The following is a 14,266-nucleotide window of genomic DNA, read 5'->3' as shown; positions in this document are numbered from 1 at the left end:
AGCGGAAACGGAGTCCCATGGTCGAGAAGCGCGCACTGGCGTCCCGGTTCCGTGGCAACGATCCACTGGACGAGAGCCCCGACCACGCCCTGGTGGGTGTCGTCAGCATCCCCGAGAACGCCGGAAGCCCGTGGCGGCTGATCGGCAAGCGCGTCCTCATGGCCCTCGTCGCGCTCTGTCTGGGAGTGCTCGTCGTGTGGACCGACCGCGGCGGCTACACCGGAGGCGGTGGTCCGAACGGTGAGATGACGCTGATCGACTGCTTCTACTACGCCACCGTCTCGCTCTCCACGACCGGCTACGGGGACATCACCCCGATCACGCAGCAGGCACGTCTGATCAACACTCTCGTCGTCACGCCCCTGCGCCTGGTGTTCCTCATCCTGCTCGTCGGCACCACCCTCGCCGTCCTCACCGAACAATCCCGTCAGGCCCTGAAGATCCAGCGTTGGAGGAGCGTCGTGCGCAACCACACCGTCGTCGTCGGCTACGGCACCAAGGGCAGGTCGGCCGTCGCCGCCATGCTCGCCGACGAGATCGCTCCCGACGACATCGTCGTCGTGGACACCGACCCGCAGGCGATCAAAGCCGCAGCCGCGCACGGACTCGTCACCGTCCACGGGTCGGCGACCCGGTCCGACGTGCTCAAACTGGCCGGGCTCACCCGCGCCTCGGCGGTGGTGGTCGCCACCAATTCCGACGACACCGCGGTGCTGGTCACGCTCACCGCCCGCGAACTGGCACCCCATGCCAAGATCGTCGCGACTGTCCGTGAGAGCGACAACAAGCACCTGCTCAAGCAGTCCGGCGCCGACTCGGTCGTGGTCTCCGCCGAGACCACCGGCCGGCTACTGGGCCTGGCCACCATCACCCCGACAGTCGTGGGAATGATGGAGGACCTGCTCACGCCCGATGAAGGTTTCTCGATCGCCGAGCGCCGCGTGGAGGAGTCCGAGGTCGGCGGCTCGCCGCGGCACCTGGCCGAGCTCGTGCTGGGCGTGGTGCGCAAGGGCCAGCTGATCAAGGTCAATGAGCCGGAGGCGGACGCGTTGGAGGCCGGCGACCGGTTGCTCTACATCCGGATGGTCTCCGGCTGATCACCGGGTCGGCGCGGTTCGATCGGCCCGCGGGACTACGCTGATCGGCGCCCCTCACGACCGGCGAAACGGACCCCTCACAATGCCGCTGGACTTCACCCTGGACTCCGACCCTGTGCTGTCTGTGGCCGCGCCCGACAGGGCCGCCCCGCTCCGGCGGGACGCGGAGGGACTCGCGGCGGGATGGGCCTCGGCGCGGATCATGAGGGTCGACCGGCGGAACCGGTTCGCGACCGAACCGACCGCGGGGGACCGCAAGCGGATCCGGCTCGAGCCGGCCCGCGACCACGCCGATCGCCTGCCCGAGGACGCGGTCTTCCTCGGGCGCACCGACGACGCCCGGCACATCTGGGCCGTGCTCGTCGACGAGCTGCCCGACAGCCCCGCCGTGAGTAACCTCCGCGCGTGCGGGGCGGATCTGGTCGAGGGCGACGGATCATTGGCCGCGCAGGCCATGGCGCTGCTGGGGTGGCACCGCGACAACGTCAGGGGCCGGCAGCCGGACCACCACCCGCGCCGGAAGGAGGCGGGGTGGGCCATCGAGGACCCCTTCCACGGCGGACTCGAGTACCCGCGGACCGATCCCGCCGTGATCTGCCTCGTCCACGACGGCGGCCGGCAGGTCCTCCTCGCGCGGCAACCCGTGTGGCCGGCGGGGATGTACTCGCACGTGGCCGGTTTCGTCGAAGCGGGCGAGTCCCTCGAGGGGTGCGTGCGCCGCGAGGTCGCCGAGGAGGTCGGTGTGGTCGTGGACCGCGTCCGCTACCTGGGCAGTCAGCCGTGGCCGTTCCCGCGCTCACTCATGGTGGGGTTCCAGGCCGTCGCCGACCCGGAGGCGCCGATCCTGCTCGAGGACGAGGAGATCAGTGAGGCCGCCTGGTTCGATGTCGACCGGGTTCGGGATGCGCTGGCCGGTCGCGGTGACCTCATGGTGGCCCCGCCGGTGTCCATCGCGCACGTCATGCTGCGCTCCTGGGTCGCGGCCGTCGACCGCGACGGCGGCGCCTGACGCGAGGGGGCGCCGTCGGCCCTGTCCCGGGCCGGCGGCGCCCCGTGTGCCGGGCCTATCGCGCCTCAGGCGCCGGCGAGCTCGGCGAGCTTCGCGCGAACCTGGGAGGCCGGGGGGTTGGTGGCCGTGGTGCCGTCGGAGTACAGGGCCGTGGGCACGACCCGGTTGCCGCCGTTGACGCTCTCGACGAACGCCGCCGCCTCGGCGTCGGCGTCCACATCGATCTCCGTGTAGCCGATCTCCTTCTCGTCCAGCAGCTTCTTCAGCCGCGTGCAGAACGGGCACCACGAGGTGGTGTACAGGGTCAGGGCGTCGTTGGTCGTCACATCGCTCATGACGGGGTGTAACGCCCACGCCGGTGGGAATCATCCCCGGGGGGAGGCCCCCGGCGCGGTGTCCGACCCGGATGCCACGATGGGGGCGTGAGTGAGACGGGGCGCGGCGGCCGGGAGAGTGGCCAGGAAGGCGGCCGGATGGGCGGCCAGGTCGGCGGACGGGGAGTCGGGCGCCGAGGCGGTGCGGAGTCGGCTCTGGAGGGCCTGGACCCGCAGCAGCGTCGCGCCGTGCTGGCGCCCCGCGGACCCGTCTGCATCCTCGCGGGTGCGGGAACGGGCAAGACCCGCACCATCACCAGACGCATCGCACACCTGGTCACCACCGGACACGTCCGCGGGGACCAGGTGCTGGCGGTGACGTTCACCGCCCGCGCCGCGGGGGAGCTGCGCATGCGCCTGGCGAGCCTCGGCGTCGCGGACGCCGGGACCGGGCCGGTCCAGGCGCGGACCTTCCACTCGGCTGCCCTGCGCAACCTGTCCTACTTCTGGCCCCGGGTCTACGGCGAGGAGCCGTGGCAGCTGTTGGACGGTCAGTTCCGTGCGGTCGCCCAGGCGGTCAGGCGAGCCGGACTCGATCCCGCCACCGAGACGATCCGCGACGTGCTGACCGAGATCGGGTGGGCCAAGTCGAGCCTGCTCACCCCCGACAGCTACGCGGAGCAGGCGGTCGCTCTGGGACGGGACCTGCCGGTTCCCGCGCCCGAGGTGGCGCGGGCGTTCCGGGCGTACGAGGACCTCAAGGTCTCCGGCCCGGTCCGGATGCTCGACTTCGACGATCTCCTGTCGCACATGGCGGAGCTCGTGGAGGAGGTGCCGGCCATCGCGGAGGAGTTCCGGGACCGGTACCGCTGCTTCGTCGTGGACGAGTTCCAGGACGTCACGCCGGCCCAGCAGCGGCTGCTCACCGCATGGCTGGGTAATCGCGACGACCTCACGGTGGTGGGCGACGTCAACCAGACGATCTACTCCTTCGCCGGCGCCGAGCCCGACTTCCTCCTCGGCTTCGCCGACCGCTACCCCGGCGCGACCGTCGTGAAGCTGGAGTCCGACTACCGTTCGACCCCGCAGGTCGTGGACCTGGCGAACGCGGTGATCGGCGCCGGAGCCGGTCGGTTCCGCAGCGCCGGCCTCACGCTGCGCGGTATGCGGCCGCCCGGGCCCGAGCCGGTGCTCGCCGAGTACGCGGACGAGGATTCGGAGGCCGACGCCGTCGCGGCGGCCGTCGCCGACCTAGTGCACGGCGGGACCGATCCCGCGGAGATCGCCGTGCTGTACCGGGTCAACGCCCAGTCGGAGAGGATCGAGGCGGCTCTGGACGAAGCCGGCATCGGGTACCGGCTCAAGGGTGGCGAGGGCTTCTTCGAACGCCCCGTCGTGCGCCGGGCCATGTCGGCGATCGACCGCCTCGTCGACGGCTCGGACGAGGCGATGGCCGGCGCCCACGCCGGGTTGACCGACCCGGCGGACATCGTCGCGGTCATCCGGCAGGCGCTCGAGCCCCTCGGCCTGACCGCCGCGGAACCCTCCGGCACCCAGGCCCGCGAGACGTGGAACTCCCTGAGCGCGCTGGTGGGACTGGCGGAGGAGATCGCCACCGCCGAGAGCCGCCCGGGACTGCTCCCGGTCGTGGCCGGCCTGAGGGAACGCGCTGCCGCTCGGCACGCGCCGGACGAGCGGGGGGTGACGCTGGCGTCGATCCACGCCGCCAAGGGCCTCGAATGGGACGCGGTGTTCCTCATCGGCGTGCACGAGGGCAGCCTGCCGATCAGCCACGCGATCAACGCCGGGCCCGACGCGATCGAGGAGGAACGCCGCCTTCTCTACGTGGGCATCACCCGCGCCCGCGAGCACCTGTCGCTCTCGTGGAGTCGCAGCCGCCGCGCCGGGGGGCGAGCCACCCGGCGGCCGAGTCGCTTTCTCGATCCCGTCCGTCCGGCGCAGGCCCCGGCAGCCGCCCGGCGGTCCACCGACTCGTCCGACAAGGGACGTTGCCGCGGCTGCGGGGAGAGGCTCAACGGGCCCATGCACCGGGCGCTCGGGCTGTGCCCCGAGTGCTCGATGGAGATAGACACCGAACTGTTCGAGCGGCTACGCGAGTGGCGTCGCGAGACCTCGGAGCGGATCGGCAAGCCCGCCTACACGGTGTTCACCAACGAGACCCTCGCGCAGATCGCCCGCGACCGTCCCGCCGACACGAGGGCCCTGGGCCGGATCGGCGGAATCGGCGCGCACAAACTCGGCGAGTACGGCGACGACGTGCTGAAGCTGGTCCGCGGGACCTGACGACCGGCGGCCTCAGTCCTCGTCGGGGAAGATTTCGGGCATCCAGCGCCGCACGATCTCCCGGTAGGGCGCGGACGCCTGGAGTTGGCACAGCATGCCGACCGACGCCGACAGCACCCGGTGGATCAGCACGAACTCCCGGGGCAGCGCGAACGAGCGCGAGGTCCGGAACTCCCGACCCGAGACGTCCCCGTAGACGGCCATAATGCCCTGCATCCACGCGCGGTCGAAGTGGAACACCGGCTCGCGCATCGGCTCGATGAACGGGTTGAGGAACGCCATCGCGTCGGCGGGATCCAGCCCGCCCCGCCCCACGTAGCCCGCGCGGGTCATCACCCTCACGAGCTCATCCGCGTCATCGGCCAGCGCGTGCCGCATCATCGAGGTCAGCACGGTCGGTATGCCCTCGGGGAGCGGGATGGACGCGCCGAAGTCCAGCACCACCAGGCGACCGTCGTCGGCCAGCAGGAAGTTGCCCGGATGCGGATCGCCGTGCATCAACCGCGCCCGCACGGGGGAGCTGAACTGGAACTCGGTCAGTAGTTCCCCGGCGAGATTACGCTCCTCGGGACTGCCGTCGGCGGAGATCCGACTCAGCGCGCGGCCGTCCGCCCACTCGGTGACCAGCACCTTGGGCGCGGAGGCCAGCACGGAGGGGACGTGGAACTGGCGGTCGTCGCGGAACGCGGCCGAGAAGATGCGCTGGGTGTCGGCCTCGGTGCGGTAGTCGAGTTCGCTCACCGTGCTGTCGTACAGCTCGTCGATGATGCCCCTGATGTCGGTCCCCGGGTTGAGCGGGCGCAACAGCGGGGCCAGTCTGCGGAGCTGGCGCAGGTCCGAGCGCAGGGCCTCGTCGGCCCCCGGGTACTGCACCTTGACGGCCACCTCGCGGCCGTCGGACCAGACGGCGCGATGCACCTGGCCGATCGAGGCCGCCGCGGCGGCCTCGCCGTCGAACTCCGAGAACCGCTCCCGCCACCGCAGCCCGAGCTGGGCGTCCAGGACGCGTTCCACCTCGGCGGCGGGCATGGGCGGGGCCTCGGACTGGAGCTTGGTGAGCGCCTCGCGGAAGGGCTCGGCGTACTTGTCCGGCATGCCGGCCTCGAACACGCTCAGGGCCTGCCCGACCTTCATGGCGCCGCCCTTGAGCTCTCCGAGGACGGCGAAGACCTGCTCGGCGGCCTGGTCGGCGAGTTCCTCCGTCAGATCCCCCTCGCCCCGCCCGAAGGCGCGGCGGCCGAGCGATCCGGCAGCGCGGCCGGCGATGCCCAGTGGTAGTCCCGCGAGGCGCGCTGCGCGGCGGGACGAGGTACGGGGTAGATCGGACACGCCCCAATCATGACAGAGGACGGGCCCCCGGGGCGGCGCCACAGTCGCAGCCCTCGACGGCCGGCCATTCGAGTCGACGCCATAGTCCTTCGGCCGGGTTGATCTCGACGGTGGCGCCGATCGTCTGTACCCGGCCGGCCGGATCGCGGGTCGCGGAGACCTCGGCCAGCACGAGCGCGGCCGCGGCGGTGAGGGCGGGCACGCCGGCGTCGGGGGAGTGTCCTATGAGCTGGGCGGCGACGAACGGCCAGCGTGGGTCCCTGCGGGCACGGAACATGTCGGTGCACCGCAGGCAGGTGCTGTGTCCCGGCACGACGGTCGGTCCGACCACGACCCGGCCGTCGCGGCAGTACACGTGCATGTGCGTCTGCCCGGCGCGGCCCAGGGCGGTCGTGATGACGGGGTCCACGGAGACGGTGCCGGTGAGGATCACGAGGTCGGGTGGCTGCCCCCGGCGGTGCCAGGGTGGCCGTTCGGCGTCGAGCGCCAATCCGGGGGTGGGGCCGGTGCTCACCCGGCATCCGTTGACGGACAGTGGTCCGCGCAGGACCTCGGAGACCTGACCGGAACCCAGGATGTGGACCCGGCGGACGGGGGCGGGCCGCGCCCGAGCGGGTGTGGATGGCGCGAGAGCGGGTGCGCCCGGGCCGGGGGCCTCGAGGCGGACGTGCCCGAGGTCTGCCAGGCGGACGAGGATCCGTGCGACGGCGGCCCGCCCGGCGGCGTCGATCCCGGCGCGGCTGGCGGCCGAGTCGAGATCGGCCCCGCCCTCGAGCCCGGCGAGCAGGGCGGCGAGGCTGCGGGCGTCGACGGTGGCCGGCGCGTCGACGACCACCGCCCTGTCCGGCGCGAGTCCGACCTGCACGGTGCGGCCGTCTCGGGCGACGACGACGGTGCCCGGACTCAGCGCCGCGCGGATCGACGAGGTACCGGGACGGGCGGGCCCTGGCGCGGTGGCCTCGACCTCGGCGGGCGCGGCGATGACGACGGCGCGCGGCGGCTCCGTGGCGCGCCGGGGTGCGTCGGCGGGCGCGGTGAGTGGGGTCGGCGGGGTCACAGGTGTCATCGTGGCACGCGATCACCGGGGCCCCGGCCCCGTCGGCGGGGTTATCCACAGGCTCGCGAGGGCGGGCCGGGTGTGTGGACGGCGGCCCGGGAGGCCGCGCCGTCGGGTGGTCTACCGTGGTCGGCGTGCCGTCAGCCCCTCGCCCCGCCGGCCGATCCGAGGACACCGCCCCCGGCGGCCCGGCCCCGCGGACGGCACTGCCCACGGACCCCGACGACCCGCGGATCGAGATCCGGCGGTCGAGGCGTCGCAAGCGGACGGTGTCCGCGCGGGTGGAGGGGGAGACGGTGGTGGTGCTCATGCCGGCGGGTCTGCCCCGGACCGAGGAGCGGCGCCTGGTCTCGGACATGCTGGGCCGTCTGGCGCGCTCGGGCCGCCGTCGGGGCCCGATGGCCTCGGACGAGGATCTGATGCGGCGGGCCTCCGGGTTGTCGGACCGGTGGGTGGAGGGGTGCCCGCGGCCGTCGTCGGTGCGGTGGGTGCCGTCGATGACCACGCGGTGGGCATCGTGCTCTCCGGCGTCGGGGGAGATCCGGATCAGCGAGGCGCTGCGGGACGTCCCGGCGTACGTGCTGGACTACGTCCTCGTTCACGAACTGGCCCACCTCGTGGTGTCGGGCGGGCATCCGCCGGAGTTCTGGGAGGTGGTGCGCCGCTTCCCGCGCGCCGAGCGCGCGATGGGTTATCTCGAGGCGTACTCGCGGGTCCTCCGTGGCGCGGCGGGGGCGCCAGGGGGTGCGGAAAACGCTCGCGGCGACGGGGCCGGCGAGGGAGTGGGTGACCTGATCGAGGGTGACGACGACGAGGTCGACGCGCCCTGACCGGCCCCGCCCGGGGTCGGTCAGACGGGTCAGTCCGCGTCGCGCGGCCCCTCGGAGCCGGTGTCGTCCCCACCGTCCCCGCCGCCGGACTCGCGGAGGAACCGCTCGATCTCGTCGACGCCGCCGGAGTCGCCGGTCGATTCGTCGAGGAGGCGATCGATCACGGCGGCCGGGTTCTCGAGGTCCTCGCCGACGGGCAGCAGGTCGGGGTGGCTCCACAGACCGTCGCGGCGTTCGATGCCTACGGCCTCGCCGACCCGGCGCCACAGTTCGGACGCCTCGCGGGCGAGCCGCGGGCGCAGTTCGAGCCCGACGAGGCTGGCGAACGCCTGTTCGGCGGCCCCGCCGGTGGCGCGGCGGCGCAGCCACATCTCGCGGAGTCTGTCGGCGCTGGGGAGCCGGTCGCCGACGGCGGCAGTGACCACGGCGTCGACCCAGCCCTCGACGAGGGCGAGGAGTGTCTCGAGGCGGCCGAGGGCCGCCTCGTTGACGTTCGTGACCTTGGGGCCGATCGCGCCGGCGCCGCCCGAGAGCAGTTCCTGCAGCTTGGCCGGGTCCTGCAGCATCGACGGGTCCAGCCCGGAGGCGAGGTCGTCGAGTCCGGAGGTGTCCACGCGAATGCCGCGCGCGTACTCGTCGACCGTGGCGAGGAAGCGGGCGCGCAGCCAGGGGGCGCCGTTGAACAGCCGCAGGTGGGCGGCCTCGCGCGCGGCGAGGAACACGACGACCTCCTGGCGCGGCAGCTCCAGCTCGTCGGCGAACGCGTCGATCGCGGCCGGTGAGAGGGCGGCCACCCCGTCGGCGCCGAACGGGATGCCCACCTCGGAGGAGAAGAGGACCGCCGGGGCGAGCTTGCCCAGCCCCTGGCCGAGTTGCATGCCGAAGCCCATGCCGCCCATCTGGTCGAGCATGCCGAGGAGCGGGCCTGCGAGCTGGCGGGCCTCCTCGGGCATGGCGCCCCTGGTGGCCGCGTTCATCTGCTCGGCGACCGGGGTGCAGATCTTCTCCCAGGTGGGCAGGGATTGCTCGACCCACTGCTGGGGGGTCCACGCCTCGGTGCGGTGGACGCCGGACGGGAACAGGGTGGTGTCGTCGAGCCACAGTTCGGCGAGGCGGACGGACTCCTGGGCGGCCGCGCGCGAGGAGTCGGTGATCACGGGCGTGCGGCCGAGCGCCTGCAGGGCGACCGTCCGCGCCAGCTGGTAGTTGACGGGGCCGGAGCTGCCGGGGCCGGACATGGCCGATCCCATGGACCCGAGCATCTGCCCGAACTGGGAGAGCATCTGGCCGAGGTTGCCGAACTGCGAGGGGTCGAATCCGCCGGGGCCACCGGGGCCGCCCGATCCGCCGGGGTTACGGTCCCGGTCGTCGTCGCGCCCGTCGTCGTCGGAGGCGGAGAAACCGAAGGGCTGGTTCATGCCACAACGGTACAGCGTGCAGGGGTGCGGGGCCCGGCCGCGACGCGGTGGCGGCGGGGCGCGGACTACCCTTGCCCCCGTGAGCCGCCGCCTCTTCACCGTCCTCGCCGCGCTGGTCCCGGCGGTCCTGCTGCTCGTCCTGGCGACATCGGCCACCGTCCCGCTGGTGTCGATGGGCCCGGGGCCCACGTATGACACATTCGGGACGGCTGAGGTGGAGACCGGGAACGGTGAGGTCGAGCGGGTCCCGGTGATCGACGTGGTCGGCAGGCCGGCCGACGAGACCGCGGGATCGCTGCTCATGACGACGGTGGCGGTGCGGGATCGTCTCACCCTGGTCGACGCGGCGCGCTTCTGGCTGGATCCGGCGCAGGTCGTGGTGCCGCGGGACCAGGTGTTCCCGCCGGACCGGTCGCGCGACGAGGTGCGTGAGTCCAACGCCGCGCAGATGGTGGGGTCGGAGAACTCGGCCGAGGCGGCCGCCTACCGCCACCTGGGGATCCCGATGCAGCCCCGCGTCGAGGGTGTGGAGCCCGACGGCGCGGTCGCCGGGCGTCTGGAGGAGGGCGACGTGCTGACGTCGATCGACGGGGAGCCGGTCGAGGACGCCACGTCCGTGGTCGAGCGGGTCGGCGAGCGCCGCGCGGGGGACGAGATCACGATCGGGTACACCCGGGACGGCCGGGAGGGGTCGACGACGACGAGGTTGCAGTCAGCCGGGCCGGACGGCGATCCAGACCAGGGCCGGCTGGGCATCCTGGTCGGTGACTCCCCGGCGGACGGCACCGACGTGGACATCACGGTGGATCCGGGTGTGGGCGGCCCCTCGGCGGGCCTGGTGCTGGCGCTGGCGATCGTGGACAAGCTGTCACCGGGGGAGACGACCGGGGGGGCGCGGGTCGCGGGCTCGGGGACGATCCTGCCCGACGGGACGGTCGGGTCGATCGGCGGCATCCGGCACAAGATCCGGGCCGCCCACGAGGCCGGGGCGAGCGAGTTCCTCGTTCCCGCCGCCAACTGTGCGGAGGCTGTGCAGGACCCTCCCGAGGGCATCCGGCTCATCGAGGTGTCGACACTGGGCGGCGCGGTGGAGGCGCTGGAGACGGCCGCTTCCGGGGGGCGGCCACCGACCTGCGGCTGAGGCGGGGTTTTCCGTAAGGTGGGGCCCACGAGCATGTCCGCCCCAGCAGTGCAGGAGCATCCCAGGTGTCCGTCCGCCCACCCGGTAACCCCCCCGGTCGGCCAATCGCGATCTCGCGTCGCGGTCGGGCCGTCGCCGTCGCCGTCGTCGTCCTCATCCTCCTGATCCAGGTCCTGCCGAGGCTGAACACGGCCTATACGGACTGGCTCTGGTTCGGCAGCGTCGACGCCTCGAGCGTGTTCCGCACCGAACTGCTCACGCGGCTCGGGGTGTTCGTCGTGGTGGCGCTCCTGGTGGGGCTGGCGGTGACCGCCGGCATCATGCTGGCCTACCGCGCCCGCCCCGTGTTCCTCTCGCAGCCGGGCATGCCGGACGCGCTGGCCCGGTACCGCGCGGCCATGGGTTCCTCGCCCGGTCGGACGGTGTTCTGGATCCCGGCCGTGCTCGCGATCCTGGCCGGCTCGGTCGCGCAGACCGGTTGGCAGACGGTGCTCGCGTTCTTCAACTCGACGCCGTTCGGTGAGACGGACCCCCAGTTCGGGCTCGACATCTCCTTCTACGCGTTCGAGCTGCCGATGTGGCGCGCGCTCGTGACCTGGCTGATGATCGCCATCGTTCTGGCGTTCATGGCCAACCTCTTCACGCACTACATCTTCGGTGGCCTCCGGCCCGGCGCCCGAGAGGGTGCGCTGACCCGGGCGGCCCGCATTCAGCTGGTGAGCCTCGCGGGCCTGTTCGTCCTCGCCAAGGCGGCGGCGTACTGGCTCGACCGGTACGAGTTGCTGTTCAGCGAGAACGCCACGTTCACGGGCGCCAGCTACACCGACGTCAACGCCCTCATGCCGGCCAAGATCTTCATGTTCTCGGTGGCCCTGGTGTGTGCTGTCGCGTTCTTCTCCGCCATCGTCATCCGGGACCTGCGGATCCCCGCGCTGGCCACGGTCCTGCTCCTGTTCTCCGCCCTCGTGGTGGGGTCGGCGTGGCCGCTGGCCGTCGAGCAGTTCTCGGTCAACCCCAACCGCGCCGAGAAGGAGCGGGAGTACATCGCCCGCAACATCGAGGCGACGCGTGCCGCATACGATATCGGTGACGACCGGGTGACCTACATCGACAACTGGGGTTCGGCCGACCCGAACCCCCGCGAGGCCGCCTCGGACATCACCACGCTGTCCAACGTCCGCGTTCTGGATCCCAACGTCCTGGCGCCGACCTTCACCCAGCAGCAGCAGCTGCGCAACTTCTACGGTTTCCCCGAGACCCTGAGCATCGACCGGTACACGATCGACGGCGAGATGCAGGACTTCCTCGTGGCCGCGCGCGAGCTCAACCCGGCGTCGTTGCAGGCCAACCAGCGCGACTGGATCAACCGCCACACCGTCTTCACCCACGGCAACGGCTTCGTGGCCGCTCCCGCGAACCGCGTCAACGAGATCGCCGACGACGCGGGCTCGGACCGCGGTGGCCTGCCCAACTACCAGGTCTCGGACCTCGACGCGATCAACAACGGCGAGGACATGATGATCCCGGTCACGCAGCCGCGGATCTACTTCGGCGAGCTCATCGCCCAGTCGGATCCCGACTACGCGATCGTCGGCGACAACGGCGACGGCCCCCGTGAGTACGACACCGATGCCGAGCAGTACACATACACCGGCTCCGGCGGCGTGCCGATCGGCGGGTGGGTCAACCGAATTGCGTACGCGCTGAAGTTCGCCGAGCGGAACATCCTGTTGTCGAGCCTCATCGGTGACGATTCGAAGATCCTCTATGACCGCGACCCGCGTGACCGCGTGCAGAAGGTCGCCCCGTGGCTGACCACGGACACCAACACGTACCCGGCGGTGATCGACGGGCGCATCAAGTGGATCGTCGACGGCTACACGACGCTCAAAACCTACCCGTACGCCGAGCTCAGCTCGCTGGAGGCCATGACCTCGGACTCCCTGAGCGACGGCAGCGGCCGCGTGTTGCCGGACGAGGAGGTCTCCTACATCCGCAACTCGGTCAAGGCCACCGTCGACGCCTATGACGGCACGGTGGACCTGTACGCGTTCGACGAGTCCGACCCGGTGCTGCAGACGTGGATGAAGGCCCTGCCGGGCATCGTGCAGCCGCGTGACGCGATCTCCGAGGAGCTCTCCGAGCACCTGCGCTACCCCGAGGACCTGTTCAAGGTGCAGCGCGAGCTGCTCGCCAAGTACCAGGTCGACGATCCGGGTCAGTTCTTCACGAACGACGCCTTCTGGTCGGTGCCGTCCGACCCGACGGTGACCTCGTCCATCCAGAACCCGCAGACCCCGCCGGCGGCCGGGCCCGGCACCGCCCCCGCTCCCGGGACCGCGGGTGGCCCGGCCGGGGCACAGACCGTGGACCGCGACGGCCCGAGCCAGCCGCCGTACTACGTGGTGGTCTCGGACCCGACGGACCCGGAGTCCGACGAGCCCTCGTTCCAGCTCATCTCCGCGTTCCGCGGGTACGAGCGCGAGTTCCTCGCCGCGCACATGTCGGCGAGCTCGGACCCGGAGACGTACGGCGAGATCACCGTGCGCGTGCAGCGGCGCACCGAGCCGCTGGCGCAGGGCCCGAACCAGGCGCAGGACATCATGATCGCCTCGCCGGCGATCGCCCAGGACCGTCGCCTGTGGGGTGAGACGGCGGAGATCACCGAGGGCAACCTTCTGGCGCTGCCGCTGGCCGGGGACTCGGTGCTGTACGTCGAGCCGATCTACACGCAGCGCAAGGACCAGGACTCCGCGTTCCCGCGTCTGCTGCGCGTGATGGTGAGCTACGACCGCGCGGTCGGGTACGCGCCCACCCTGTACGAGGCGCTGCAGCAGGTCGGTATCGAGACGGATCCCGACACCGTGCGGATCGACGAGACCGGTCAGGCCGAGGCCCAGGCGGAGGGCGGCACGTCGCGGCCCGCCGAGGGCACGGCCCCCCGCCCGTCCGCACCCGCGGCCGGCGGTGGCGGTGGTGGCGGCGACGAGGCCTCCCGTGAAGCCGCGGTGCGCGAGCTCAACGAGGCGTTGAACGCCGTCCGTTCGGCCCAGAGCGGGGGAGACCTCTCCGATCTCGGGCAGGCGCTCGAGGACCTGCAGGCCGCCGTCGACGCCTACCAGGCGCTCGGCAACGGCAACTGACGACCCGACTCCGTCCGCCCGGGCCGGTCTCCCCGTGTGACCGGCCCGGGCGTCGTCGTACGGCCGGCCGATTTGCCTTGTCGGTTCAGTGGCACGTAGTGTCATAGATGCAATCGACGCGGGGTGGAGCAGCTCGGTAGCTCGCTGGGCTCATAACCCAGAGGTCGCAGGTTCAAATCCTGTCCCCGCTACCACGTGCACGACGAAGGGCCCTTCCTCACGGAGGGGCCCTTCGTCGTTCCCGGGCGCCGATTCCGGCGCCGCCGCCGTCTAGCGCCGCACCGATTCGTGGTTCTCGGTTGCTCTTTGCTAAGGTTCAAGCAGACCGAAGCGGAGCCGAGGGGGAGACCACTCGACCTTCGGACGGTCCGATATCACCCGGTACCACCCGGATGATCGACGCGGGGTGGAGCAGCTCGGTAGCTCGCTGGGCTCATAACCCAGAGGTCGCAGGTTCAAATCCTGTCCCCGCTACCACGCCCTCGGGCCCGGTTCCCTCAGGGAGCCGGGCCCGAGCCCATTTCGGGAGGAACCCCGTCGGGGGCGGTCGCTGGGTCGGTTTCCGATCCGCGTCGGCGACCACCGCACGCCCGCCGGCGTCGAACCCCCCGGGGACCTGCTGCG

At 72.0% G+C, this 14,266-nt stretch carries 10 protein-coding genes and 2 tRNA genes; 8 read left to right on the top strand and 4 right to left on the bottom strand.

Features of this window, described 5'->3' with window-relative positions:
• The first annotated feature begins 17 nt into the window (after positions 1-17).
• Together DPA01S_RS07850 and nudC are read left to right on the top strand one after the other, a co-directional pair.
• Positions 18-1,097: a potassium channel family protein gene (locus tag DPA01S_RS07850; RefSeq protein WP_061228025.1), complete on the top strand. Its 1,080-nt coding sequence runs from the start codon at positions 18-20 to the stop codon at positions 1,095-1,097.
• Between the two features lie 82 nt (positions 1,098-1,179).
• A complete protein-coding gene (gene nudC / locus DPA01S_RS07845) occupies positions 1,180-2,106 on the top strand; it encodes an NAD(+) diphosphatase (protein WP_061228024.1) in 927 nt (308 codons plus the stop codon).
• A 65-nt stretch (positions 2,107-2,171) separates the two neighbouring features.
• Here the strand turns inward: nudC and DPA01S_RS07840 are convergent, their stop codons facing one another.
• Positions 2,172-2,441: a mycoredoxin gene (locus DPA01S_RS07840; protein ID WP_043567235.1), complete on the bottom strand. Its 270-nt coding sequence runs from the start codon at positions 2,439-2,441 to the stop codon at positions 2,172-2,174.
• A gap of 138 nt (positions 2,442-2,579) precedes the next feature.
• Here DPA01S_RS07840 and DPA01S_RS07835 point away from each other — a divergent pair, with 138 nt between their 5' ends.
• Entirely contained in the window at positions 2,580-4,724 is a 2,145-nt protein-coding gene (locus tag DPA01S_RS07835) for an ATP-dependent DNA helicase UvrD2 (RefSeq protein ID WP_174521517.1), read from the top strand.
• A gap of 12 nt (positions 4,725-4,736) precedes the next feature.
• Here the strand turns inward: DPA01S_RS07835 and DPA01S_RS07830 are convergent, their stop codons facing one another.
• The gene (locus DPA01S_RS07830) at positions 4,737-6,053 is read right to left on the bottom strand and encodes an ABC1 kinase family protein (RefSeq protein ID WP_061228023.1); all 1,317 of its coding nucleotides are present in this window, start codon (positions 6,051-6,053) and stop codon (positions 4,737-4,739) included.
• Positions 6,054-6,060: 7 nt separating this feature from the next.
• Positions 6,061-7,110 carry a hypothetical protein gene (locus DPA01S_RS07825; RefSeq protein WP_232303063.1) on the bottom strand — a complete coding sequence of 350 codons (1,050 nt, stop codon included), beginning with the start codon at positions 7,108-7,110 and terminating at the stop codon, positions 6,061-6,063.
• A 134-nt stretch (positions 7,111-7,244) separates the two neighbouring features.
• Here DPA01S_RS07825 and DPA01S_RS07820 point away from each other — a divergent pair, with 134 nt between their 5' ends.
• A complete protein-coding gene (locus tag DPA01S_RS07820; RefSeq protein WP_232303062.1) occupies positions 7,245-7,940 on the top strand; it encodes a M48 metallopeptidase family protein in 696 nt (231 codons plus the stop codon).
• Positions 7,941-7,969: 29 nt separating this feature from the next.
• Here DPA01S_RS07820 and DPA01S_RS07815 read toward each other — a convergent pair whose 3' ends face one another.
• Positions 7,970-9,358: a zinc-dependent metalloprotease gene (locus tag DPA01S_RS07815; RefSeq protein WP_061915230.1), complete on the bottom strand. Its 1,389-nt coding sequence runs from the start codon at positions 9,356-9,358 to the stop codon at positions 7,970-7,972.
• A gap of 79 nt (positions 9,359-9,437) precedes the next feature.
• Between DPA01S_RS07815 and DPA01S_RS07810 the strand changes: the two genes are divergently transcribed.
• The 4 genes from DPA01S_RS07810 to DPA01S_RS07795 all read left to right on the top strand — a co-directional run bounded on the left by DPA01S_RS07810 (position 9,438) and on the right by DPA01S_RS07795 (position 14,119).
• Positions 9,438-10,499, top strand: a complete 1,062-nt coding sequence (locus DPA01S_RS07810) for a YlbL family protein (RefSeq protein WP_061915227.1) — start codon at positions 9,438-9,440, stop codon at positions 10,497-10,499.
• Between the two features lie 65 nt (positions 10,500-10,564).
• Positions 10,565-13,642 (top strand): UPF0182 family protein, encoded by a 3,078-nt coding sequence (locus DPA01S_RS07805; RefSeq protein WP_083961811.1) that lies wholly within the window; start codon positions 10,565-10,567, stop codon positions 13,640-13,642.
• A gap of 117 nt (positions 13,643-13,759) precedes the next feature.
• Positions 13,760-13,836, top strand: a tRNA-Met gene (locus tag DPA01S_RS07800).
• Between the two features lie 206 nt (positions 13,837-14,042).
• Positions 14,043-14,119, top strand: a tRNA-Met gene (locus DPA01S_RS07795).
• Positions 14,120-14,266 lie beyond the last annotated feature (147 nt).

The sequence above is a fragment of the Dietzia papillomatosis NBRC 105045 genome, from assembly GCF_001570845.1.
Taxonomy (GTDB): Bacteria; Actinomycetota; Actinomycetes; order Mycobacteriales; family Mycobacteriaceae; genus Dietzia; species Dietzia cinnamea.
Note: the sequence above shows the minus strand (reverse complement) of the source record. Positions and strands in the feature narration are given on the sequence as shown.

Excerpts from the sequence above, each read along its gene's own strand:
- DPA01S_RS07850 (WP_061228025.1), top strand. The coding sequence starts at position 18 with ATGGTCGAGAAGCGCGCACTGGCGTCCCGGTTCCGTGGCAACGATCCA.
- nudC (WP_061228024.1), top strand. The coding sequence starts at position 1,180 with ATGCCGCTGGACTTCACCCTGGACTCCGACCCTGTGCTGTCTGTGGCC.
- DPA01S_RS07840 (WP_043567235.1), bottom strand. The coding sequence starts at position 2,441 with ATGAGCGATGTGACGACCAACGACGCCCTGACCCTGTACACCACCTCG.
- DPA01S_RS07835 (WP_174521517.1), top strand. The coding sequence starts at position 2,580 with ATGGGCGGCCAGGTCGGCGGACGGGGAGTCGGGCGCCGAGGCGGTGCG.
- DPA01S_RS07815 (WP_061915230.1), bottom strand. The coding sequence starts at position 9,358 with ATGAACCAGCCCTTCGGTTTCTCCGCCTCCGACGACGACGGGCGCGAC.